Genomic DNA, 23,131 nt, shown 5'->3' with positions numbered 1-23,131 from the left:
GAGCGGGCCAACATGCTCAAAGAATGGAACCATCACTACAACTGGCACCGGCCGCATCAGGGCATTGCTGGCAAGGCCCCGATGTCACGGCTCAGATCCGGCCAGAATAACCTCTTGCAACTTCACAACTAGCGGTCCAGGTAGATGAACTTGAGTTGTACCGGGTCAAAGATATTGCGGTTCTTCAGCCCCTGGTGCAGCGACTCCTGGGACGTGGGCAGATCGTATTGCTGACCTCGGATCGATCGACGCCCCGTGTCGTGCTCAATGCGATCCCAGCTCCGGCGAAGGTGGCCGATCTTATTCGGGCATATGTGGAGCAGTGCCGTGTGCAAAAAGGAGTGAGAGAAATTGACTGATACAGATCAAAAGATCACCACATTGGAGGTTCTATGCTGCGATCATTTATTCCGCTTCTCGTACTTGGTTTAGGCTTGCTACATGGTCCGGCGGGTGCCGAATCGAATGGTTCCGTGATACCGCACCCGGGTTCTATTAAGGATGCGATTGAGCGGCGCACGGACATGGGCGTTGTGATCGATAGAATCACTCCGACACCTATCGCAGGACTGTATGAAGTGGTCGCCGGTTCGGATATTTTTTATACCGATGCCCAAGGACGCTACGTCATTTTGGACGGCCGGTTAATGGATCTGACAACCAAGGAAGATCTCACCCAAAAGAAGATCGATGCACTGAGTAGCGTCGATTTCGGCGCCCTGCCCTTCCACCTTGCCCTGAAGCGGACTCAAGGATCGGGCAAACGCGCCATCGCAATTTTCGAGGACCCGACATGTCCCGCTTGCAAGGTGGTGCACAAGTTCCTTGCACAGCTGCCGGATTTGACAGTGTACACATTCCCCCTGCCGATCACCTCCCCAGGGGCATTGCCGCTCGTGCGATCGATATGGTGCCAGGCTGACCGCTCCAAGGCCTGGGAGTCCGCGATGGCCGGTCGACATCCACCGGTAGACGACGCATGCGATGCGTCGGCACTTGACGAAGTAATTGAGCTTGCCGCTCGGCTCAAGATTGCTGGCACGCCCACTATTGTCTTGTCCGACGGACGTCGGATTGTCGGCGCGTTGCCACCTGGCCAGCTGGTGGAGATGATCGATCAACTAGGGGCGGCGGCGCCCTGAATGGAGGGCGTGATGAAATGGATAATTCGTTTGCTGCTCGGTGTGCCTTTTACGGTGTACGCACTGAACAGCTTTGCCAGGCCATTGGATGCCACCGGGACCTGTCCCTCTGGGGGAGCGCTGGTGAGGGCCGAGATGCATGTCGATCCGCGATTGACGGCCGAGATCCTGCGCCGCGCAGCGCAGCTGCCTCCTTGGCTTTCGAGCGTTGACCTGTCAAAGAGCACCGCTCGCCTGTTTAGGACCGCGAACTCCGACGTTTTTGTGCTCACTCGTTGCAACCCGAGGAACTGCGAGGCGGAGCGGGCCTACATTGGTTTCGCGCCACGCTCGGTTGGCTGGGGCGCGAGCCTCTATCTGGAGAGGGGAGTAGTCGAGTTGGGGCGCCCAGTCGTTCCTGGCGCAGCGCAGGAGATCATGCCGGACGAGGTTGCACTGGCCGTTATTTGTGCTCAAAACTTGGACTGGGGGAATTGATCATGCGACTCTTATTGTGGCCAAGTTTCAACCTTGGTCGGAAAACTTGGCGCTCCGGCGTAATAAGCTGGCTGATATTCGGAATGATCGGCTTGGCCGTGGCCGCTACCGGCTTCGCTGACTTTCTAAAAGCAATTGCTCAACGCGAGTCCAGCCTCAATCCCGGTATTGTCAATAGCCAAGGTTATGCGGGTCTGTTCCAAATGGGGACCCTGGCGATGACGGATGCCGGCTACTATCGATCGAACGGGACCGCAGTCAACAGCTGGGGCGGGACATTCACTGGTAAGAACGGCGTGACGTCGCTGAACACTTTTCTGGCCAATCCTGACCTACAGGTCAAGGCAATCACGGCTTACTATGGAAAGCTACAGGGCTATATCGATTATTTCGGTTTGTCCCAATACGTTGGTCGAACGCTCAATGGCACCCAGATCACAGCTTCTGGCTTGATCGCAGGGGCCCACTTGGTAGGAATCGGCTCGCTCAAGCACTATCTCGACAGCGGTGGTTCCGTTATTCCCCGGGACGGCAATAATGTGCCAGTGACTCAGTATATTGCACAGTTTGGTGGCTATGCGATCGCCGCGGTCGCGCCGACGTTTGCGGAGGTACTCGCTGCGAGCCCTACCGGCGGTACTGGTTCTACTCCACTGCCGACGACGCCAGGAGGAGGATCGCCGTCGTCTCCGATATTTCCAACAGCGCCCTCCTTCTCGAACCCTGATGCAGCGTTCGCTGCTGGGAGCGGCTATTCCATGGCCGAATTTGCTGAATTGTTCAGGTTGCTGTTCGGAGCCGTACTCTTTCTATGGGTAGCTTACACGTTTGTCGGTGCGTATCGCGGGTATGCATCAGGAAAGCGGCTCCCCATTTATGTCGGAAAAACACAGGTTAGAGTTGTCATTGTGCTACTCGTTCTTTTGGTACTGTTGCGGTGACGGTCGCTAGTCGTCGTTTAAAGAGTTATGGGAATCCCAGATCCGAAGACCGTGACCCGCAATGATGATGATGACATGAATCATTTAATGATCTAATGGAGTGTTTTCATCTCACGGCAAGGTTCCCGGCGCGTCCAGTGCTAGCGGTATCAACTTTTTCATCTGTTCCTCTGCCATATAACCGACTGTCAGACCGAGCGTCATCGCGCCCACGCCGCACGCGAGAAATCCCCAGCCGCCCGTGACCACGCCAAAACCGACGCATAGAGCCATCGTTTCGGCGGCTACGACGCGATCGGCAGCCATGCTCAGCGCCGCAGCTGACATCTCGATCGCGGCCTTTTGCTGCTCCTGCACCGTTTTGGCGGTGAGCATGTGGCCCACCGCCGGCGCAAGCTCTACCGCCACCAAGATTTTGTCCACCTTTTTCAATATCTGGGCCAGTTTGCTGTCGATGATGACGGGCGCTTCCATGCTGTAGTCGATTGCATTGTTGATGCGCTTTAGGCTTTGTCGTTCAAGGTTGCGCAAGGGGCGGCCCGACAGTTCGCTCATGGCGTCCACATCTGCGCTCAAGCGTTCGGTGGCGGTGATCGAGTCAAACCCCTGGCTGGCGTCCACGGTGCGATAGAAGCTGATGGCAGGCACTGCGTCTTTGAGTGCTCCTTCCAGCGCGCGGCGCGCCTCCAGCACCTTGGCCGCGTGCGCTGCCGTGTACTTGCCGGTCTTGGAGAAATCGGCGGCCACTTCTTGCATTGCTTTGGAATATTTGGCCAACATGCCTTTGATTTGCATAAGATACCATTCGCTGGCGTCGCTGGCCGTCTCGCCCAGCCCAATTAACAGTTCGCCCGTGGGGGAAGCTGCCGAATCGACAACGCGCGCGTTCATTTCGGCGTACAACTCCCTGGCGCTGCGCTGGTTGCCAGTGGGCAGGCATATGTCGTAGCGGTCGCCGGCTTTGGCAGGCACCACCGGCACCTGCACTGAATCGCCGGCCACTCGCAGACTGGCCCGCAGCGCCGGCGCGGCTGGGTAGGTCAAGCGTGGATCTTCTTTGGCGGCCATGGCGGTTCGTGTCAGATGAGGAAGGTTAGCTCTTGCTTGAGTTCCTTGTGGACGATGCGCGCTATATCGACCGCGCTTTGGTCCAGCCAGGTCTGATCGTTGGCGAAGGCGATGCGCTGTACCAAGTCGCCCGACGTGATCGGGAAGTCGGTGACGAATGCGTCGGCTATATACAAGCTCCACTCGCCGAGCAGCGGCGGTTTTTCGAAAGTTAGCACCAGGCTGCGCAAGCTTTGCGACTGACCGCTAACGACATTGCCAGGATCGACCCGGTACAGGCGGTGCGCAAGCGCTTCGCTGTAGGCTGCTCGTGCATGAATGTCGCGCACCTCGGCATGGACGCGCTCGAGTTCGAGTTGCCGCATGTTTTCCGAGTAAGGTTCGGTTCCCGGCCGGACCCCAACGAAGGCGTCCAGATATAGCCCTGGCGAACCGACTACCAGGGTTTGGGACTCGCCGGCCGCCTGACCCGGCGGCGTCACTGGTGAGCCCATGTACTGAATAGCATTGAGTGCACGTGTGAGCGCAACGATCTGCTGGGCCGCCGGAGCGTGCGGGTCGACGCCGGAAAAGTCGATGTCCACGCTCTCCGAGGAATCGCTCGCACCGAGATTGTATTCCTGCAAGGTCCGAGTCAGCGCGGCAACCACCAGCTTTTGATACGCTTCGCGCGCTGCGGCATCGAGGGCGTCCGCGCTCGCGCCGGGAAGCAAGGCATCATTTGGCCGGATCGGAAAGCCAGCCAGATCCATCCGGCCTAGTACCTCGGGCAACTGGTGTAATGGGTAGATCTCCGGCAGCACAATACCGGTGCCGGCGATGATTTCCCGCCCCGACAGCAAAGTGAAGGCCATGCCTTCGAGGCGCAGCGACAGCTTATAAATGTTGTATAGCTGAAAGAAAAGCAGATTGAGCGTGCGGCCATCGTTGATGTTGCGGATGGTGATCTTGGTGCTCTGGCGCGTCGTCGCGCTGGTCTTGAGCGACGATTCAGTTTTGACCTCCTGGCGCGTTTGGCGCGTGACCGCGCGCGAGGCCTTATTGGCGACCTTTTGCAGGTCGCGCGCAAACTGACGTGTGGTCTCTGTTGACGAGCTCCCGCCTTCGGCCGAGCCGCTTACCGGGCCATAGCTACCACCCACTTTGGCACTCATGCTCTGGGTTGTGGTGCGCTCGTTCGACACGCTCGCCTCGTGTTCCATTTCGGTCGAGAGATCGATCCGGTCCGATTCGTTCAGGTCACTAATGGAGGTGGCAGTGCGGCGTGTTTCCTGCTCGGCCAGGGTCGATTTTTCGATGCTGATTTCACGCTCTTCGCCTGGAGCCAAATTGATGGACTCGACCAGCTCGCCCACTTCTACCGAGTGGAAGTGGGTGGAAAAGAGCAAGTCTTCCTCGATATACAAGCGCGGCAGATATATCGGCTGGGTGCCGCGCCGCGGCCGCAGGATTACCAGATAGCGTGCTAGTACCTCGCCGCTCACCAGCCCTTGCTCGTACACGGGAATCATGACGGCGCAGCGATTCCCGAAATCGACATCGAGTTCGCAACGCTGCACGATTTGCTCGATCGGCTCGCCCTGTTGCGTCAGGTATTTTTCACCCAGACGCACGAAGCGAAACACCGTGAATCCCGCGACCGCCAGTTCGCGCTCTTTCTCGACCCACGGATCGAAGTCGGGAATGATCTTGCGATATTGGGAAACCTGTTGCACGTGCTGGACTTCGTACGGAATCTGTAACACCCAACTGGAGCTGGAAAACCAGTCGTCGTTGCGTACCAACATGCGGCGGTATTGCACGGTTTGCCAACGAAATAGGGTTAGATAGGGCTGGTAGATCTCGCCAGCATTGAGTTCAAACTTGGTGCCGTCGGGCAGTGCAATGCTTTCCTTTTCCAACGTAAGGTAGTAGCCCAGGTCCCGCGCGCGGTCGCGCAAGCGCTCGAGCTTGAGGCCGATGTCTGTCTCGAGCGATTTCATCGTCAGATAAGAGGCAGTCAGCGCATCGATGTCTGCGGCCGAAAGGAACGCGTCCAGTTCGCGCGCCGCGATCTTGTCTGCACTGGCTGACAGCGACGCACCCAGGCTGCGTAAGGAAACGAGTTCGCGGTATTGGCGATAAATGATTGCTGGTGCTAAGTCGACGCTGGACATTTCGGTGTACAGGTCATCGCGGCTGCTGACGCGGGCCACATTGGCCCAGAACTCCGTATATTGGGCCATGGTAGTTACGGCGGGCGGCAAGGGCGGCAGCTGCACCGTGTTGTTGGGCGCAAGCACTACCGTATATCGGCGCTGCGACTTGGGCACGCCGAAAATGACGAGTGGTGGGTCGACCGACAAGGTGAAAATGCCGATGCGCTGGACATCGGCATCGGTCTTTAATCCGTCCGGATAACCCCACAACCGCTCCAGTTCGGCACGCAGGTACTCAATACCGGTGCCTACCAGATAGGGCGTGCTGTGTGAGGCGCTGGCGACTACTTGGTCCCAGTCGATCATAATCTGGCGGCTACGAGAAAAACTGATCCGCTCGAGTTCGCGTTGCGGATCGATCGGCTTTAGTTCGCTTTGCTTGAGTAGGTCCTCGGAAGGAGTGCTACTCATCAGCGTGTTCTGCTGCGCACGGTTTGAGAATTGCAGTGTCATTGCGCACTCCTATTCGACGGTGAATTCGCAGACCTGCCAGCTGGAGGCGACTACGACTTGCTGGTCTTCATGCATGACCGCACGCAACTTGATCACGATGGTGGTATCGGCAAGTACCACGCTGTGTTCGTATACCCAATTGATGGTATGCATGGTTTGGCCCGGCGTGGCCTCAAGCGACTCTTTGTGTGCCGCCAGTTCTGTGCCAGGTCGTTCAATCGTGAGTGTAATGTCGAGTGCCACTGGCGCGGGGCTGTCGTTAGTGAGGTACAAGGTGGCGGTGGTGTTAAAGCGATGAACCTTGCCCACGTTGACGAAAGAAGGTGGGCAAGTGCTGATCAGGTTGGCGCGAGCGGTGATGGCGGCCGGTGCCAGGAGGCGATTGATCATGGCATTCCTTGGTAGATGACTCTTGCTACGGAGGGAACAGACAGGCGTTTGATCCTGATAGATACTACGCTCGGTTAGTACGTGCAGACTGGCATTGTGAGGACACCTTGCGCTGGGTCAGGGTCACATGCGATTGGTATTTCGTGTCATATCGGCATCGGGGGCCGCTGCGACAGCTGCTCGCCTGCCACACCAGCCGGTAAACTTGGCGTTGGTGAGCGACAATTAGCACCTCAACCTCATTAAACATGTCCTTGGTGAGGGCCGGCACGGCGCGCAGCTTGAGCACGTTCAGGAATGCAGGCATGTGCCACCGGTAATTCGACTATATCGTCATACCGAGTGCGGCCAATTGCGCCGCCGCATGGTTGCGCTCTCCTTCGGTTAGTGTCGGTTCGGTCGACAACGCCGCTAGTGCCGCGATTTGTGGTCGAGCTAGGCTAGACCCGTCGATCCCATCGGCCACCATCACCGTTGCCACCACGGGATCGAGCGGCGCCGACCTGGCCAGCGCCGCTCGGATAGCAGCCACCAGCTTGTCAATTTGTTGTTCTATTTCAGTTCTCCCCATGGCTCGGTAAGATCGCGCCTGCCCCACCATTCTGGCATCACGACAAACCGGCAATTGCTTGGGCAAGCTAAAATTGCTTTTCCGCAAACGCCGTGAGAGATTGATATGACGCACTCTGCTTGGACCCGTGCAAGACAGCCAGTGAACGCAGCTGATTACGCCAGTAGCGACTGGGAAGCGTTGAAGCTATGTACGCAGTTGGGCGACTTCATACTGCCGTGTTGCGAGGCGCCGGCCGTGCTCAAGACGAGCATCAGGGGAGTGCCGTTCTTCGCCCATCTCACGGATGAATGCGCCACAGCGCCGGAAACGAAATGGCACAAGGCCGGCAAAACGGCCGTATTGGCCGCATTGCGGGGCTTGGGCATCGAGGGGTGGGATGAGGCGCCAGGGCAAACGGCGGCCGGCGACAAGTGGAAAGCTGATGTGCTGTTTTCGCACAACGGGCGCACCATCGCCATAGAGCTGCAGCGATCCTATCAACATCTTCGCGACTTCACACGGCGCCAGGAGCGATACAAGGCATCAGGCGTGGAGTGTTATTGGCTGGTCCGCCTAGAGATATTTCGCACCCTCGTCAAGACAACAGGCCCCTTGCTGCTAAAGCGCGATTACGGAAATAAATGGCCGGAGGATGGCATTGGGACTGGCTCGCTTCCGGAGCTACCGGTTGCAATGTTGGACACCGATAGAGATGGCCATGTCGATTTTGGCGGTATGCAGTCGGCGACAGTGCCGGCGTGGCTAGATGGCATCTTGAACGGCTCGTATCAGTATCGCCAAGGTTCCTGGAACCTCAACTGATGACCGGCTCTGGCAAAAATCGGAAGCACAAAATGAAAAAGGCGCTTGCGCGCCTTTTAGCTAAGGATGTTTCGCTTCCATGAGAGGCGTTCCCAGCGTTGTCATTGATAATGCTACACGCATTATCACGACTTGTCAAACAACTGTTTCGTTCTCAAGCCCACGCCGGCCGAGTGTGCCAATTATCTGGAAACCCCAGGTGAATACGTGGATTCACGTGGGTACAAGATGCCAACAACGCAAGTAAGCATTCCCGCCACCAGCCGTTCAGGCCTAGCTCCCGCATCAGGAGTTGTATCACAACAGCCCGACAGTAAAAGCTTGTCGGAGCTGCGAATTCCGCATTATAGGCTTTATGTGCCTCTGGTGGGAGCACTGTTATGGGGTTGTTCCATACCCGGTCTTGATGGGCACATATGTTCCGCAAATGATTCAGGCTGTGGAACCAGGAAACCAGCAAATGCTCCGGATACGACCAAATGTAACGGCCGACGATCTTGCGCCGATCTATTCGTAAAGCCGCGAAAAAATGTGACAACGCGCCGAAGGTCAGCTTTTCGCACACCAGCCAGATCGGTGGCAGTACGGGAGAGTCGTAGTGATCGTAATAGTGCGTTAGTGCCAGCCCTTTACTCACACCTGCATCCTTGATAATTTTTCCCATGACGTTATGAAATTTGATGTCATCGTTAAAATGGGATGGATCGAGATACCAGTGCGGGCTATGTTGTTCGGCAAGAGGGTTGATGATCGCCGTGCGCAAAGCCACTTCCAGCTTTTCGATCGCATTGAACGTCAGCAGCCGGATTTCGCGGTCGAAATTGTAGAGCGCGACGATAGCGCTGAATTTCGACCGTGGGAGAAAATTCCTGGGCGTCGCTTTACACTGGAAGTGCCGCATGTATATCAGCAGCCGATAATAGCCGATGGTTTTCATGGCGTTTTCGGCATTGATCCTGTTGTCGATTATTAACCCTTTATTCCACAGCCGGTGCAGCGTCTTCTGGTACGGTTCAGCAATTTTAGAATAGGTGACTTTGGTCGCCTTAGTCGCCGCAGCTTTAGCCCTCGGTTTTTTCGATGCCACTTTGTGCTTTCTGTAAGTTCTATCTGCTCGGCAGCGGCGGCCGACGTTGGATATCAGTTCGGTGTCTCAGCTTGAAGGCTGGCGTATTAATCTCGCTCTTCTTTGATTGGGCCATACATGCCTGTATTAATCAGAGCCTCCCAAATTTTCTTCAGCGCCAGACCTGTGTCTTGGCTAACAAAAAGGGAAGATCGGCTGCCTTGAGGCATACCGAGGAAATAGGGTCGCATCGATTTCCACGTTTCAGCCACTTCCGCCCAGCGCCACATTGGGAGTTCCTTTTCGAGGAGCAGAGGCAAAGCTAGGGACAGAGGGATCATTCCATTAGCTTCCAAGGGCCTTTCCCAGTGACAGCGAACCAGAATTGGAGTTGCATCGGGATGATAGAGCCTGAAATTGAGCCGTTCCGCTGTGATAAACCCGCCTGTTTGTTGTTGGCATTTCAACACTGAATCTAGGACGGCCTGGCCGTCACCGTACGGGCAAGTGATGAATCCATTAGCGAAGTATCGTGTGTGGTCGAGTCCCTTGTAGCCGCAATCCTCACCGGGTGTGGTGATGGGATGGCGGCTGTCATGGTTGCGGACGAGTGGGTGCCAACTCGGGTAAGCATCAACGACAGGTCCGCACTCTTGCAAAATTTTTAGCAGATCGCTCTTGCTTCCATCTCTCTCCGAATCCTCGAATCCTTTAGCCCGCGGCAAGAAATAGTTCAGCACTCCTTCCAATCCTGCGCGTGCAGCTTCGTCTGCCCTGAAAGCCATTATCATCCCCCTAAATCTGAATATAAACACATATTAGCACGATATTGCGCATGATATGACTATATCATGCGAAACATGTGGTCTTAGTGCGAGGTTCCATGAATTCGTGAGGCGGACAAGATCGACGCTATGTTTTTAGATGTATGCCAACAGCGCTGTGGTGCACCTAGCCTTGGCATAGGTGGCGTTGTTGGTCTTGTTACCGACGCCAGCTTGGCAGAGTCGGCCGCAATCATATCGAAGGCGGCCGCTTCTGACGGCGCCAGCACCCCGGCCATGGCTCACGCAGTCGACCGCGATCCCCACTAAGAGGCCAACGGGGCGCTTTGCGTTCATTACGGTATGTCTGGCCGCACCGGCGCTACTCCCCCGGAACTGGTTGGCCGGAAATGAAATCAAACTCGCTCAAAAGCCGGATTGACATACACCTTAGACCGGCCTAACATCACATCATGATGATCTTTTCAGATCGCCAAGTGCAAGTCGCTCCCGCTTCCTTGCACGTGCCCAGCGCACGGGAGTTTCCCTCTATCTCAAGAGCATTCCGCTCTTAGCGTTCCCTTCTCATTTGCACACTACTGCCCATCTTGGCGGATGAGTGGTTTCGTGCTTCCTTTGTTCAATCTGGCCACTTTTTGTGGCCATTTTTTTGGGAGTTCAACATGAAAAAAGGATCCAACTATTGCGATGATGTCGCAAATCAATTAATCACCCTCCTTGAGAGGGGCACTGCTCCATGGCAAAAGCCTTGGGCGCCATCCTCGCGTGGCACAACACCGTACAACATTGCCTCCGGGCGAAGATACAAGGGTATCAATTCCTTGAATCTGATGGCCCAGCCGTATGAAGATCCGAGGTGGATGACGTTCAAGCAGGCTAATTTCAAAGGAGCGCGCATTAGAAAAAACGAGCGTGGAACTGCTATTCGACGGTGGATATTCTCCGAGACTACCGCGTCCGAAGATTCCGACGATTTCCCTGCATCCGATAATGCGCAGCCGGCAGGCCAGAAGCCTAAGATGTACTTCACAACGGTTTTTAATGCCGAACAGGTAAGTGGGTTAGATCCCCTTCAGCCAGCTCAGCTTGAATTTGATCCAATCGAGAGGGCTGAGCGGATACTGTGGCAATCCGGTGCTACCATTAAACATGACCAGCGCGATCAAGCCTACTATGATGTGGTCGATGATGAAATGCATCTACCGCCGCGTCGTCAGTTCAATTCCGCCATAGAGTATTACGCCGTCGCGATGCATGAACTGGGGCATTGGTCCGGGCACTCGTCCAGGCTCAATCGCGACCTTTTTCATCCATTTGGTAGCCAGGAATATGCATACGAAGAATTGTGCGCCGAAATCGCGAGCATGATGCTTGGTGACGAGCTCGCGTTAGGCCATGATCCGAGCCAGCATGCAGCTTATGTTGGTAGCTGGATCAAGGTCATCCGCGACGATTCAAAAGCCATTTTTCGCGCATGTAACGCTGCCGAGAAGATCTGCACATTTGTGCTTGAACTGGGCAACAGCGAGGGCGAAATCGCCGACGAGCGTTCTCTCTCAGGCATTGAAATTAACGATCTGTCCTACCAAAAAAGCAGTGGGCGCCAGTCTGCGCGATAAGCGTAAAATCGGGTTGACAGCGTCCTCCTCTCGTCCTATTGTTGATATTGAATTTGCTCGCACCTGAGCAACCGCGGTGGGTCAAACTCTTGCAACCCACACGTCCTGGCCAGCCTTGCCAGGATCAGAGTCTCTGTAGCGCTTCTACCACCCCGATCGGGAAGACCTTTTCTCGATCCCTTGGGGTTCGGATGGTCTTCCTTTCGCTATTATTGACTGGAGATCATCATGATGACCAATAACAACCGCAACAATTCTTCGAAAACACCTGGTTCGCTGCGTCAAGCCGAGCAGGGAAAAGCTCCTGATCCTTCAGGGTACTTTGATTTGCACACCAAAGGTTGCGGCTATATGAACCGGATCCGTTGGGTAACTCCCAAGGGTAGCGGCCGTAAAGCAGAAAAGTTCCTGGCGTGTGCCATCAATGCCTTACATGGAAAAATCGTCGATCCGCAATACAGTTATATGGATCTGCGGGTCAGCGGACAAGAAGCGATCAATCTCGTTTCTGAGCTGATGGCCGATTGCGAAGCTGGTCGTAAGATCTTCGTCGCCTTCACCGTTGGTGATATCTATGCGCATACGTACCTTCGCGATATCAAGGAGCAGGGTCGAAAAACTGGTGAGCAGGAAGCGGCAGCCGTCATCAAAGGGCGTCTGCTACTTATTACCCATATTGCGATCGATGACGTCGTGGTCTATCACCTCGAGCATGACGGGCATGCGGATGCTTCATCCGCCAGCCAGCATAGTAGTGAACAAGCCGGGGGCGGCGATGACCATGGTCAGATGGATGAAGATCATGGTTCGCAGGAAGACGCCGTGGAAGATGGCCCAGCTGGTCGTATTAGCCAATTTCCTTCGCGCATAGGCGGGGGGCTAAGGCAGCCAGTCAGAGATCCTCGTAGCGTCGCGGAGTCGGCGTTCCGAGGCAGCTTCCGTGGAGGCGCCTGAGCTTGAACGAGAGGCATGTCGAACCTTAATAGGTCTTTTTTACTTTCAACCGAGTCCCCTCAATATGAGGGGATTCTTTTCATTGCAGACTTGATGGGAGTCTGCTATGGAAAGAATGGCATCGATTTCACCACGTGTTTTCCAGTTTTTGACGCATCAAAAACTGGTTTTTTGCAACGCGTCAACTCCTGGAACGCGTACGGTCTTCGGACCTGGAGTCCTTGTGTAATGAGCGATCCGCTCCGGCCAACCCCGCAAGTTGGCGGCATGGATCGTGAGCTCCGAGTTTGGAATCTCGAAGCAAAGTCCAATCTGCAGCCAGTCTGGAACTGGCTGCTTTCGCGTTGGAAACAGAGTCCCTTTACAGTTCCCACTCCTTCGTCCAGCCAAAAGCAATGACGACGTCCCTGCGGCTTTCGAATGGCGGAGGCGCAAGCGGTAACACGCTCGCCATTCGAAAGCCGCGGGTTCCGCTGGAAGCTGAAAACTGGGCAGCAGCCGCCCCCAGAGCTGTAGCCTTTGCTGCTAGGATTTCGCTAGCGCAAACCTATTGCCACCCTTGGCCTTCGCATTCGGGTGACCCGAGAAGCACCGTCGCATAATGTCGATCACCGCCAGATCTTCATTGGCACTGGCCGCTGCGGAGAAGGCAAATTCCAAGCTGCATCATTCCCAGATGGGTTCCTGGAAGAGGCATTCGTCTCTTCCAGGGAAGCACATGGCTATCTTATTCACTCATCTTCCCGGCACGGTCCTGGCGCGCCAAGCGCCCCCCCATTTTTTCTTACTGCGAACGGCTCAGTTGAAGGTAATTTATGTAATCCATTCGCTACCAGATGCTCGCGCCGATCGCAAGCGCATAACAGTTCCTCGTATGCCATTTTTTCCAAGGACCTGATGCCTACCTCACGCTAAGTTAGAAGTGTGCAGCAGGGCAATCCACAAACGATTTTTCTGCAGCAGCGTCAAGAATTTTTCTCGACGCGAAACCGGTCATGGTGTTCCGATTTTTTGTTATGAAAGGAGATTATCGATATGGATACGTTTTTAAGTCGGCATCCCGTTTCAGTGATTCGGCCGACGAAGGAGCAGGTACGGCGCTGGATGGAGGATCGGCGGTGTTCTTCGTTGCCGCCGCCATCACAGAGCGAAATTCGGCGTCAGCTCGGATGGGAGCTCGTCCATCCAGAAACATGGGTGACGCGATAGAGAGGTAACTTTTACAGGAGGTTATGATGAAAATGCTCGCTAAGGACTTTCATGGCGTGGCCGTCACGCCAAATACCAGCTGCGGTTCGACAAAACGTGCTGGACAGCGGGAGAGGAATGACTATGTCCATTATCGCGTTGCGAAACGCGTCGAGGATTTGATCGTGGCTGCGGGTCAGATCACAGGCAAAGACCTGGCGGCCGAGATGAAAATGTCAATGGACCAGCTGCGAAAGTACACCAGATATCTGCAAGCCGGCGGCCGTGCGCACAAAATGCGCGGCCTGCAGTATCCGACCGGCGTGTGGATTCCTGGTCCTGAAACTGCCCACGAACATGAGCGGGGCCAAGTGCCGGTGCACTTGCGTGTGAAGCACTGGCAGCGCTCCGCCTGTCGAATTGAACTGGCTGAAGCGCTTTTGTTCAACCGCTTTCCTGCACTGACGGCTGCCCTGCTCGACGACAAGAAAAGGATGGCGACCACCATTCGCTTTCCCAAAGCCGAGTAGGGTTGGATTTGCCAATGTTTCTTGCTGGATTTTTCTAAACGTAGCATGTCATTGTAGTGGACGATTTTGGCCTCTGCGACTACACTGACTTTCGAGGTACGCTGAATTTCGATTCGGCGCAAGCTAGTCAACCCCTGAAACTAGCGCAGCTTTTTGCTCGGGGTACATGTCCACCATCACCGCTCCTTAGGCCAGCCCTAAGGGCGACGCTCCGGGAGTTTCTCTGACCAAAGGAGCTTTTATGTCGAGCTTTCAATTTGATTCGTTAGGGTATTCCGAGCGTCTTCAAGAGGCCGGCGTATCCGCCGCACAAGCTGCTGTTCACGCAAAGGTCATGGCCGAAGTGCTGTCCAGATCTGTTGCATTTCCGGAGGATATGATGAGACTTGAATCCTCACTATTGCAGAAGATCGAAACCTCGCAGTTGAAAATGACAGCCGAGCTTGAGAAGCTTCGTAGCGATACGACGTTGCTCAAGGCAATGGTGGGTTTCCTGATCAGCTTGCAGCTTCCGGTTCTCTTTAAACTTTACTTCGGCTAGTCGCCGACGTAATTCCCGCGTAGGAAGTCTTCTACGTCTTGCATGGCCGATACCGGTGGTTTTTGGTATGTGAGCCTCTTTTGACCTTCCTTGTTCAATGATTTTCCAGCGCATTTTTGCTTGGAGTTAATCACTTGCGCACTATTTTTAATAAGTTTGTAGCTGACGTATGTGCCCGGCCGGGAAGAACTCCTTCCCATCCGGGACTGCGTTCTCCCGGCCATTTTTTACCTTTAGGAGAATGCTATGTCGTCGATGACCCGTGAACAAATATCCGTAGTGGAAAACGAAAGCATGTTGCTTGCAGTCGATGCGTTTGCCGGCACAGGCAAGACCACTACTCTCGTTGAGTATTCGAAGTGCAGGCCGGATAAACGCATCCTGTACATTGCCTTTAACAAATCGGTCGCATCGGAGGCCTGCGCGCGGTTTCCGGAAAATGTGCAATGCCGAACTACCCATTCCCTGGCATACACCCGGGTGGGGAAACGTTATCAGGAAAAGCTTGGCAGTCCCAAGGCTTGGGAAATTGCCCAGACTTTCCAGTGCAATACCAAAAGGGCCAAGGATGCATTGCAGACCTTGGCCAACTGGTTTTGCTCGGCGGATTCTTTGATCTCCGAGGAACACCTGGATGTGGAGCTGCAGGGTGATTCTGCCGTCGCAAGCGATATCGTGCAACTTGCCGACAAAGTGTTTGCTGCGATGAAGGATAAGCGGTCACCGATCAAGATGCCGCACGATGGGTATCTGAAGATCTGGGCGCTTGAACTTCCGAACTTGGCGTTCGACATTATCTTGCTCGATGAAGCCCAGGACACCAATCCGGTGACCCTGGACGTGGTGATGCGACAGGACTGCCAGAAAGTATTGGTGGGCGACCGGCACCAAGGAATTTATGGCTTTCGTCGTGCGGTCAACGCGATGGAGACGGTGCAGGCCAAATCTCGCGTTGCATTGACGCAGTCGTTCCGATTCAGTGAGCAGATCGCCGGTATCGCAAGTGCGCTGCTCACTGACTTTAAAGGGGAAGACAAGACCATTGTGGGACGTGCAGATATGAGCAATGCCTGGTCCATCGATCGGTCGCAACCATTTACGATCATTGGTCGAACAAACGCTGGCTTGTTCAGCAGTGCGGCGGCGCTGGTACTGGACAACGACGTGAAGCTGCATTTCATTGGCGGCTTCGACAGCTATGTCTTTGGGAAAGTTCTCGATGCCTATTTTTTATGGGCGGACGAACGGTCGAGGATCACAAGTCCAAGCATCGGCAGGTTCAATTGTTTCGGGGATTTCCAGCAATACGGAGTGGAGGCCGGGGACCTGGAGATTGCGGCACTGGTGAAAACCGTCGAGCAGTACCAGAGCCAGGTTCCACGCATCTACGAAGCCATGAAAGCATCGCAGGTTAGTCTGCAAGAGAAGGCGGACGTCATTTTGACAACCGCCCATCGTGCAAAAGGCCTGGAATTCGACCAAGTGCATATGCAGGATGACTTTATCGAGCTGCCACCGGAAAAGCAATACGATCCGGAGGAAATCAACCTCCTGTATGTGGCTTTAACCCGCGCAATCCATGCAGTGCGGTTGCCCGAGAGCCTTACCCGTTGGCTAAGGGGCCGGGCGCAACGGACGAACTCGGTGAAAGCTACCGAAACGGTCGATGGCACCGAACGGTGGCATTCCTTGCAGGGCGAGATGTCCGAACGGGAGGCGTGGGTACGGGAAAATGTTGAAGCATTTGATCGTACATCGGCCGACGTCATCCGGTTTCTCCTTCAGAAAGTCGACATTCTGAGGGATGCGCTGGATTGATGTTGCATGGAAGACGCTTCTTTCGGGCGTCTTCCCTTTTTATGTTGTTTTTAATGAAACTATTTGAACTGGGAGGCTGTGGATATTCGAGCAAAATCGACATCTGTGCAATATTTTGCTTGTAAACCTAGAAAAGTTATATACGTTTTTGACTGTAAACGTTAATATCCGGTCGCGTCATCGCTTTTTGATTTTTTTTGCAAAAAGCGGCGACAATGCTAAAAACCACCAATCACCGAGGTAAGCGCATGTCTGCCAAACGAATTCTGCCTGCACGAAACGTCGTCGATATCGACGGCTTGATCCGCATCGCTGATCGCGCGGAGGCTACGCTGCTGCAGCTGCGTGACGATCTGTTGGCGCCTTGGCCACGGAAAACGTCACCCATGATATCTGGCACGCGATTGGCGCAAATGTGCAATATCGAGCGCACGAAGCTCAATCATCTCTGCAGCAAGGGCATCATACCAGCTGGCCAGTTGAAGGGTAACGGCCGTAGCCGCATGTTCACCCTGGCTGAGGCGCGCGCCATCGTGCAGCAGATCGGCCCGCACAAGCGGCGTCCGGCCGGCACGCTGGGCCTTGTCGTCTGTTGCGGCAACTTCAAAGGCGGCGTGGGCAAAACCACCACTACAGTTGCGGTGGCCCAGGGTTTGACCTTAATGGGACACAGCGTCTGCCTGGTTGATTTGGATCCTCAGGCATCCACCACCACGTTGATGGGATTTGTGCCGGATGCGGAAGTGACCGAGGATATGACGGTGATGCCGGTGGTCTACGGCGACAAGGAAGATCTTCTGTATGCTGCGCTACCCAGTTACTGGGACGGTATTGACCTGATTCCATCGTCGCCTGACCTGTTTGGCGCCGACTATTACTTGCCCAACAAGCAGGCCAGTGACCCGACGTTCCAGTTTTGGGACGTCCTGAACAAAGCCATGCAGCCGTTGCGCGAAAAATATGATGTGATCATTATCGACACGCCTCCTACCTTGTCGTATTTGGCGCTGGCTAGCTTCATGGCATCCGACGGCATGATCATCCCCCTGCCCCCGGAAACCTTGGACTACGCTTCGTCGACGCAATTTTTCCGACAGTTTTCCGAGCTGTTCAATTCGATGCGACACGGAAAGCAGATCGACAAGGAATTCGAGTTCATCAAGATCGTGTTGTCGAAGGTGAAGTCGTCAGTCTCGATGACCGATATCGTCAAGACGTGGATCAAGCAGACCTACCCGGAGCTGCTGGGAACGGCCGAAATTCCGGAGACCGATCTGGTAAAAAACGCCTACGCGGAGTTCAAGACCATTTACGATCTCGAGAGCTATGACGGCAGCCAGCGCACCTACAACCGTGCGATCGAGGCGTTCAACGCCGTCGTGGCGGAACTCGACGTGTCCCTGCAGACCTGCTGGGCACACCGCGAAATGAAGGAAGCAGCATGAGTAACAAAGACGACAAGCGCCCACCGCGCGTCAATAAGTTGGCGGCGCGGCTGCTCGGCCAGACGGCCAACCTGGAACGCAATGTCAGCGAGAATCCTCCAACGCCGATCGCCAGCCAGCGCAATGTGACCATGCCTGGCCAGCTCGGCGCCTTCCGCATTGAAGCCCAGAAGTACCAAGCCAAGATTGACGAGCTGCAACGGCAGCTGGACGAAGCGGTGGCCAAGCAGGCTGACGGTGGCTCGGACGTGGAGTCCGCGGATCTGCGTGCGCGCCTTGCGCAATTGCAGGAAGCGAGCCGGGCCGAAGTTGAGGCGCTTAAAGCTGCGCTCGATGAGGCAGCTTTAAGCGCGGGTGTGCCCTTCGAGGCACCTGTAGCCCGTATCCGTAAAATTCCTGGACGCCAGCGGCAACTGACCAATGCTGAAAGGGACGCGCTGTACGCCAACCTCGATAGCAACAAGCTGGTCACGCCTGTGACGCTCCGCCCTACCCCGGATGGCTGGTATGAGGTGGTATCCGGACATAACCGATTTGATTTTTACGTCGATCGTGGCCGTGCAACCATCCCTGCCGTACTGGATCTATCGGACGACGAACACGCAGATCGTGATGCTTTTTATGCAAACTTGCTTCACAACACCCTGCCGGATTATGCGAAGTATGTGGGGTTCAAGAAACTGCTGGACGAAGATCAAACGCTGACCATCGCCGATGTGGCAAAACATGCCGGCGTGCCTCGAACTACTGTGGCCAATCTGATGGTGTTCGGTGAATTACCGGCTGAGGCGATACGGCTGCTCGATGCACAGCAGGATAAGGTCGGCCGCAGTGCGGCCGCCGAGTTGGCTGCGCTCCATGCCAAAGGGCATACCGAAGGTGTCATGGCGGCGATTCAAGCGATCGTCAATGGCACGTCCTCCCAGTCCGAGGCAGTGGCGATGGCGACCAGGTCGGCTCGGCGTGCGGTTGCGCCGCGCGTGGCGCCGGCCCCGGTGACCGTACGCTCGGGACGTGCAACCTACTGCAAGGTCCATCAGGCCAAAAAAGTGCTGCGTCTTGAATTTACCAAAGATGTGGATGCCGAACTGGCGATGAACGAAATTACCAAGGTGCTACAAGCTCTGGCCGATGGCAGCAAGAAATAACCGGTCGATTAACGAAGATATAAGGACTGCGATGACGAGCTAATCTGAAACGCTAACAATTTGATGCCCTAAAAAGCAAAAGGCCCGGCGGGAACCGGGCCTCTGCTAATGCTCTGGCAGTGCCAAAACATGAATCACGTACTCTTCAGCCGTGATTCTAGTTCGGTGCTTAAGTCAGTGCAAGGGATTTTTTACGCCTGTCACTTGGCAATTGGAGCTCCCATGACGAATCATGGCCGAGGTGAGTATCTGCTCGCCCTAAAATTCAAGTGCTCTACCAGGCTTGCGCTGCAAGTTGGCACTGTCTTGCCGCCCCTTAGGAGCAAGTGGTGAATAGCGTCGCTGAGCCTGATGTTCGATATTTCGAGCACGGTACCGCCTTGCACCGGGTGCTGCAAGAAGCGGCCTATATTCCGCGCTGCAGTGACAACAAAACCGCGACCCGCACTCGGCCTCGCGAGTTCGCGGTACGTTATCCGTATATGCAAATCAATCGGCCAGGCCTTGTCAGCTGGCTGATCTTCGACCTCGACCATGCAAATTCCATGATATGGGAAGATGCTGGCCTGCCGGCGCCAAATCTGATCGTGCGAAATCGCGCTTCCGGTAATAGTCACCTTTACTATGCGATTACTCCGGTGTGCACGACCGAGGCCGCGCGCGACAAGCCCATCGCCTTCATGAAAGCCGTCTATGCAGCTTTTTCGATAGCGCTGCGCGCAGATCCCAATTTCCACTCAGGACCGGTGGCCAAGACGCCGGGGCATCCCTGGTGGTCGACCGAAGAGTTACACAACTCCGTGTACGAACTGGGCGCCTTGGCCGACTACGTCGACCTGGCCGTGGCGGCTCCTTGGGCCAAGAGAGTCAAGGTGGACGACATTGCACACTCGCGCCATTGTCTGCTGTTCGAGCATTTGCGACACTATGCTTATTCCATCGTCAACCGCGAGCGGCAGAGTGGAAGCTACGATGGTTTCGTGCGCTGGCTCGATGCTAAAGCGCACGAGCTGAATAGATTCACGGTGCAAGGTTTCGCCCAGGATCTACCGCTATCGTCACTGAAAGCAACGATACGCTCGATTGCTCGGTGGACATGGACCAACTATACGGGCAGCGGCCGCTGCAAGCGCGGCATCATGCAGCTTGATCCTGAGCTTCCGCTTCCAGCGCGGCAAACCCTGGCTGCTGAACGCACGCACAGCGAACGGCAGAAAAGTACAGCGGACAGGATTCGTGCTGCCTGCAGGCTTTTGCGGCAGCGTGGAGAGAGCCTCACCCAGATGGCGATCGGACGCATCGCCGGCGTGACACGGCAGACGGTGGCCACCTACAAAACAATCGTCGAGCAAGCCCGCCAGGCTCTGAAAACAGCTGAAGCGCAGAGCGCCGTCACAGCACCAGAGAATGTTAAGTTTGCTACACATCAGGTACCTGCTGTGGGGGTTGCTTTTTTGCAACTTTCGCTACCTGTGGCTTTTGAGGGCGATTCACGTGAGACTTCTGTGGTGCTGGCTAGCCGACAGTGGATTGAGGACGGGTGATCTTCTGTGTGACGGGTTTTTTGAGATATTGCTTGGTGGTGTTTGCAGCAAGTGTCTGGAGGCGTGTAGGTTGTGTGTGGTTTTAGGATTTTGAATTTATGGGTTTCCAAGTTAACCGGGCGTGGCGACGGGGGTTCCGTCGGGGCGCAAGCAAGCGGGCTCGCCCGCGCGCGAAGGCAGACTGCGGAATTTTTTTCAGTGGCTTTTTTTTTACTTGAAGCTGGCTCTTGCAGAATTAAACAATCACGCATACACTGTATATACATACAGTATTAAGTTGACAACGATTGTGTTTCCTCATGGCTTTGCTCTGCTCTCAAGTTCGCTCTGAATTCTCCGCGGAGGTTACGGATCCGTTGGTGATTTCTCACGTCTGGCGTGCAAGTGAGCTGGCCGTGTCACGTGAAGTAAGTTGTTCATCTGGCTATCCTTTGCTGGATGGGGAATTGCCAGGTGCCGGCTGGCCGCGTTCGTCGCTTGTCGAGTTGCTTGTTCAGCAATCCGGCATAGGAGAATTGCAACTGCTTAAGCCATTGCTTGCAAAGTTATCTAATAAGCAAAGAATTGTTTTAGTTCAACCTCCGTATATTCCGCATTCGCTTGCATTCAAGATATGGGGCGTCGATGTTACCCGGTTGATATGGGTTCGTGCTCCCAGTACAGGTGATGCTCTTTGGACGACGGAACAGATACTGAAAAACGGTAGTTGTGGTGCTGTAGTGTTTTGGCAGAACCATATCCGTTCCGATTCCCTGCGGCGCTTGAATCTGGCGGCCCAGGGTGCTGAAACCTGGTTCTGGCTGATTCGTCCAATGGCGTGCGCAACTGAAGCCTCGCCCGCGTCTCTTCGGCTGGGAGTTCGACCAGCGATGGGAGGTGTCCATGTTGAGGTTTTAAAGCGGCGTGGTCCTGTCTCCGATAAAACTTTATTTATTCCGCTTGCTGATATGCCTACTGGCCGTCACCCCGTGCATCATGAAAACGCCCCTGCTGTTAACTTTATACCTTCCGCTGTTACCGCTCGAAACGCTCCGCCCGTCTTGGTCTGATGCAGGCTCGTATGTGGTTGTGGATGGTGGGAAAGTGGTGGTCGCTTCGACAGAAGCGGTCTATGCCGGCGTGCGAGTCGGCATGCGGTCTGGTGGCGTGGCAACCATTGCACCTGGTACGATCATTTTGGATCGAGATATAGAAAAGGAATCGCGTGCGCTTGATTCCATTGCCATGGCAATGTTGCAGTTCACGCCCGAGGTTGCATTTACTGATGATTTCAGTTTGTTGCTTGATGTCGGTGCGAGTCTTGCGTTGTTTGGCGGTCCGCTTTCATTGTGTCGGCGGGTAAGCGACAGCATCCGCCGCCTCGGATTTACCGGACGGCTGGGTGCGGCGCCGACGGCGGAAGGTGCCTGGCTGCTTGCCCACGTAAAGAGTGGACGGCATTCTCCGCGTAGAAGGTGTCTGCAATCTGCGACTCTGGCTTTTCGCCTTGACGGCTTACCCTGTTCACTTGTTCCATCCGCCGCGCCATTCCTTACCTGGTTCGATGGTATCGGTGCCAGTACGCTGAGCGATGTGCGGAAATTGCCGAGGACTGGACTGCTACGGCGGACGAGCAAACAGCTCTTGCATGCCCTCGATCTTGCGTATGGTGATATCGAAGAAATGCATCGTTGGATATCGGTGCCGGCGCAATTCTCCGCCCATATCGAAACCTTCGATCGAATCGAGCATGCGGAAGCGTTGATGCATGGCGCCACGACATTGATCCTGCAGCTCATAGGCTGGCTTGCTGCACGCCAGCTGGCCGTGATCACATTCAAACTGCAGCTGGAGCACGAGCGTGGTCGTTCAGCGGTGCCGCCGACACCTGTTGAAATTACGTTGGCCGAGCCGGCGTGGAAAGAAACGCATTTGTTGCGGCTGTTGAAAGAGCGCCTGGCCAAGACAGAATTGAGCGCGCCGGTTATCGGTTTACGGCTGGAAGTGGTACAGCTGGAACCGAGGCGACCGCTGTCCGATCAATTATTTCCGGAGCCTGGCGGGTCGCCGGCTGATTTCACACGTCTGCTGGAACTATTGTCCGCCAGATTAGGTCCGGACAACGTTCTGGTCCCGGTACCATCGCCCGATCATCGGCCCGAGCAGTGCAATAGCTGGGGGCCGGCCACGGCGAAAATAACGTCATCCAGCGAGGATGAGTTGGTGCTGGATCGTCCGTGTTTTGTGCTGCCCAAGCCCATACAGCTGCTGACGCGGGACGAAAGGCCTTTTTATTTAAGCCCTCTCAGGCTGATACGCGGACCGGAGCGACTTGAGGCCGGCTGGTGGGATGCGCAGTCGGTCGCGCGCGACTACTATGTTGCGCAAGGTACTGATGCGACATGTTACTGGATTTACCTCGAGCGTACTGCGGATAGTCGCTGGTTTCTGCACGGATTGTACGCCTGAC

General features: G+C 55.2%; 21 protein-coding genes and 1 pseudogene. 16 read left to right on the top strand and 6 right to left on the bottom strand.

Annotated features, from left to right (window positions below):
• From ASR47_RS27800 to ASR47_RS03490, 5 genes and pseudogenes are all read left to right on the top strand, one after another.
• Positions 1 to 132: pseudogene (locus ASR47_RS27800) on the top strand (IS481 family transposase); the annotation flags it as partial.
• Between the two features lie 23 nt (positions 133 to 155).
• Positions 156 to 359 carry a PH domain-containing protein gene (locus tag ASR47_RS26395; protein WP_082988716.1) on the top strand — a complete coding sequence of 68 codons (204 nt, stop codon included), beginning with the start codon at positions 156 to 158 and terminating at the stop codon, positions 357 to 359.
• Positions 360 to 392: 33 nt separating this feature from the next.
• Entirely contained in the window at positions 393 to 1,142 is a 750-nt protein-coding gene (locus tag ASR47_RS03500; RefSeq protein ID WP_082988715.1) for a DsbC family protein, read from the top strand.
• A 12-nt stretch (positions 1,143 to 1,154) separates the two neighbouring features.
• Positions 1,155 to 1,619, top strand: coding sequence for a hypothetical protein (locus ASR47_RS03495; RefSeq protein WP_150127674.1), 465 nt, complete (start codon positions 1,155 to 1,157; stop codon positions 1,617 to 1,619).
• Positions 1,620 to 1,621: 2 nt separating this feature from the next.
• Positions 1,622 to 2,560 carry a DUF3262 family protein gene (locus tag ASR47_RS03490; protein ID WP_065306373.1) on the top strand — a complete coding sequence of 313 codons (939 nt, stop codon included), beginning with the start codon at positions 1,622 to 1,624 and terminating at the stop codon, positions 2,558 to 2,560.
• 111 nt (positions 2,561 to 2,671) lie between these two features.
• On the opposite strand, the gene ASR47_RS03485 is transcribed toward ASR47_RS03490, so the two are convergent.
• The 4 genes from ASR47_RS03485 to ASR47_RS03470 all read right to left on the bottom strand — a co-directional run bounded on the left by ASR47_RS03485 (position 2,672) and on the right by ASR47_RS03470 (position 7,306).
• Positions 2,672 to 3,628: a hypothetical protein gene (locus ASR47_RS03485; protein ID WP_065306372.1), complete on the bottom strand. Its 957-nt coding sequence runs from the start codon at positions 3,626 to 3,628 to the stop codon at positions 2,672 to 2,674.
• An 11-nt stretch (positions 3,629 to 3,639) separates the two neighbouring features.
• Positions 3,640 to 6,279: a hypothetical protein gene (locus ASR47_RS03480; RefSeq protein WP_065306371.1), complete on the bottom strand. Its 2,640-nt coding sequence runs from the start codon at positions 6,277 to 6,279 to the stop codon at positions 3,640 to 3,642.
• 9 nt (positions 6,280 to 6,288) lie between these two features.
• A complete protein-coding gene (locus ASR47_RS03475; protein WP_065306370.1) occupies positions 6,289 to 6,669 on the bottom strand; it encodes a hypothetical protein in 381 nt (126 codons plus the stop codon).
• 325 nt (positions 6,670 to 6,994) lie between these two features.
• Positions 6,995 to 7,306: a hypothetical protein gene (locus tag ASR47_RS03470; protein ID WP_150127673.1), complete on the bottom strand. Its 312-nt coding sequence runs from the start codon at positions 7,304 to 7,306 to the stop codon at positions 6,995 to 6,997.
• Between the two features lie 75 nt (positions 7,307 to 7,381).
• Here ASR47_RS03470 and ASR47_RS03465 point away from each other — a divergent pair, with 75 nt between their 5' ends.
• Entirely contained in the window at positions 7,382 to 8,044 is a 663-nt protein-coding gene (locus tag ASR47_RS03465; protein ID WP_217270527.1) for a competence protein CoiA family protein, read from the top strand.
• A gap of 154 nt (positions 8,045 to 8,198) precedes the next feature.
• On the opposite strand, the gene ASR47_RS03460 is transcribed toward ASR47_RS03465, so the two are convergent.
• Together ASR47_RS03460 and ASR47_RS03455 are read right to left on the bottom strand one after the other, a co-directional pair.
• Positions 8,199 to 9,131: an Abi family protein gene (locus tag ASR47_RS03460; protein WP_065306367.1), complete on the bottom strand. Its 933-nt coding sequence runs from the start codon at positions 9,129 to 9,131 to the stop codon at positions 8,199 to 8,201.
• Between the two features lie 86 nt (positions 9,132 to 9,217).
• The gene (locus ASR47_RS03455; RefSeq protein ID WP_065306381.1) at positions 9,218 to 9,895 is read right to left on the bottom strand and encodes a hypothetical protein; all 678 of its coding nucleotides are present in this window, start codon (positions 9,893 to 9,895) and stop codon (positions 9,218 to 9,220) included.
• A 662-nt stretch (positions 9,896 to 10,557) separates the two neighbouring features.
• Here ASR47_RS03455 and ASR47_RS03450 point away from each other — a divergent pair.
• From ASR47_RS03450 to ASR47_RS03405, 10 genes are all read left to right on the top strand, one after another.
• Positions 10,558 to 11,514: an ArdC family protein gene (locus ASR47_RS03450; protein WP_150127672.1), complete on the top strand. Its 957-nt coding sequence runs from the start codon at positions 10,558 to 10,560 to the stop codon at positions 11,512 to 11,514.
• 228 nt (positions 11,515 to 11,742) lie between these two features.
• Positions 11,743 to 12,468: a DUF3577 domain-containing protein gene (locus tag ASR47_RS03445; RefSeq protein ID WP_082988713.1), complete on the top strand. Its 726-nt coding sequence runs from the start codon at positions 11,743 to 11,745 to the stop codon at positions 12,466 to 12,468.
• A gap of 1,232 nt (positions 12,469 to 13,700) precedes the next feature.
• Positions 13,701 to 14,186: a hypothetical protein gene (locus ASR47_RS03440; protein ID WP_150127671.1), complete on the top strand. Its 486-nt coding sequence runs from the start codon at positions 13,701 to 13,703 to the stop codon at positions 14,184 to 14,186.
• 241 nt (positions 14,187 to 14,427) lie between these two features.
• Positions 14,428 to 14,727, top strand: coding sequence for a hypothetical protein (locus tag ASR47_RS03435; RefSeq protein ID WP_065306363.1), 300 nt, complete (start codon positions 14,428 to 14,430; stop codon positions 14,725 to 14,727).
• Between the two features lie 246 nt (positions 14,728 to 14,973).
• Entirely contained in the window at positions 14,974 to 16,545 is a 1,572-nt protein-coding gene (locus ASR47_RS03430; protein ID WP_065306362.1) for a UvrD-helicase domain-containing protein, read from the top strand.
• Positions 16,546 to 16,793: 248 nt separating this feature from the next.
• Positions 16,794 to 17,990: a ParA family protein gene (locus ASR47_RS03425; RefSeq protein ID WP_065306361.1), complete on the top strand. Its 1,197-nt coding sequence runs from the start codon at positions 16,794 to 16,796 to the stop codon at positions 17,988 to 17,990.
• The gene (locus ASR47_RS03420) at positions 17,987 to 19,138 is read left to right on the top strand and encodes a ParB/RepB/Spo0J family partition protein (RefSeq protein ID WP_065306360.1); all 1,152 of its coding nucleotides are present in this window, start codon (positions 17,987 to 17,989) and stop codon (positions 19,136 to 19,138) included. Before ASR47_RS03425 ends, ASR47_RS03420 begins: the two co-directional genes overlap by 4 nt.
• Positions 19,139 to 19,467: 329 nt before the next feature.
• Entirely contained in the window at positions 19,468 to 20,682 is a 1,215-nt protein-coding gene (locus tag ASR47_RS03410; protein WP_245714248.1) for a replication initiation protein, read from the top strand.
• 359 nt (positions 20,683 to 21,041) lie between these two features.
• Entirely contained in the window at positions 21,042 to 21,731 is a 690-nt protein-coding gene (gene imuA, locus ASR47_RS26390; RefSeq protein ID WP_082988720.1) for a translesion DNA synthesis-associated protein ImuA, read from the top strand.
• A complete protein-coding gene (locus ASR47_RS03405; RefSeq protein ID WP_065306357.1) occupies positions 21,658 to 23,130 on the top strand; it encodes a Y-family DNA polymerase in 1,473 nt (490 codons plus the stop codon). Before imuA ends, ASR47_RS03405 begins: the two co-directional genes overlap by 74 nt.
• Position 23,131 lies beyond the last annotated feature (1 nt).

This window comes from Janthinobacterium psychrotolerans, from assembly GCF_001677885.1.
GTDB classification, from domain to species: Bacteria; Pseudomonadota; Gammaproteobacteria; order Burkholderiales; family Burkholderiaceae_D; genus Janthinobacterium; species Janthinobacterium psychrotolerans.
The sequence above is the reverse complement of the archived record's forward strand: the minus strand, read 5'-3'. Positions and strand labels throughout refer to the sequence as shown.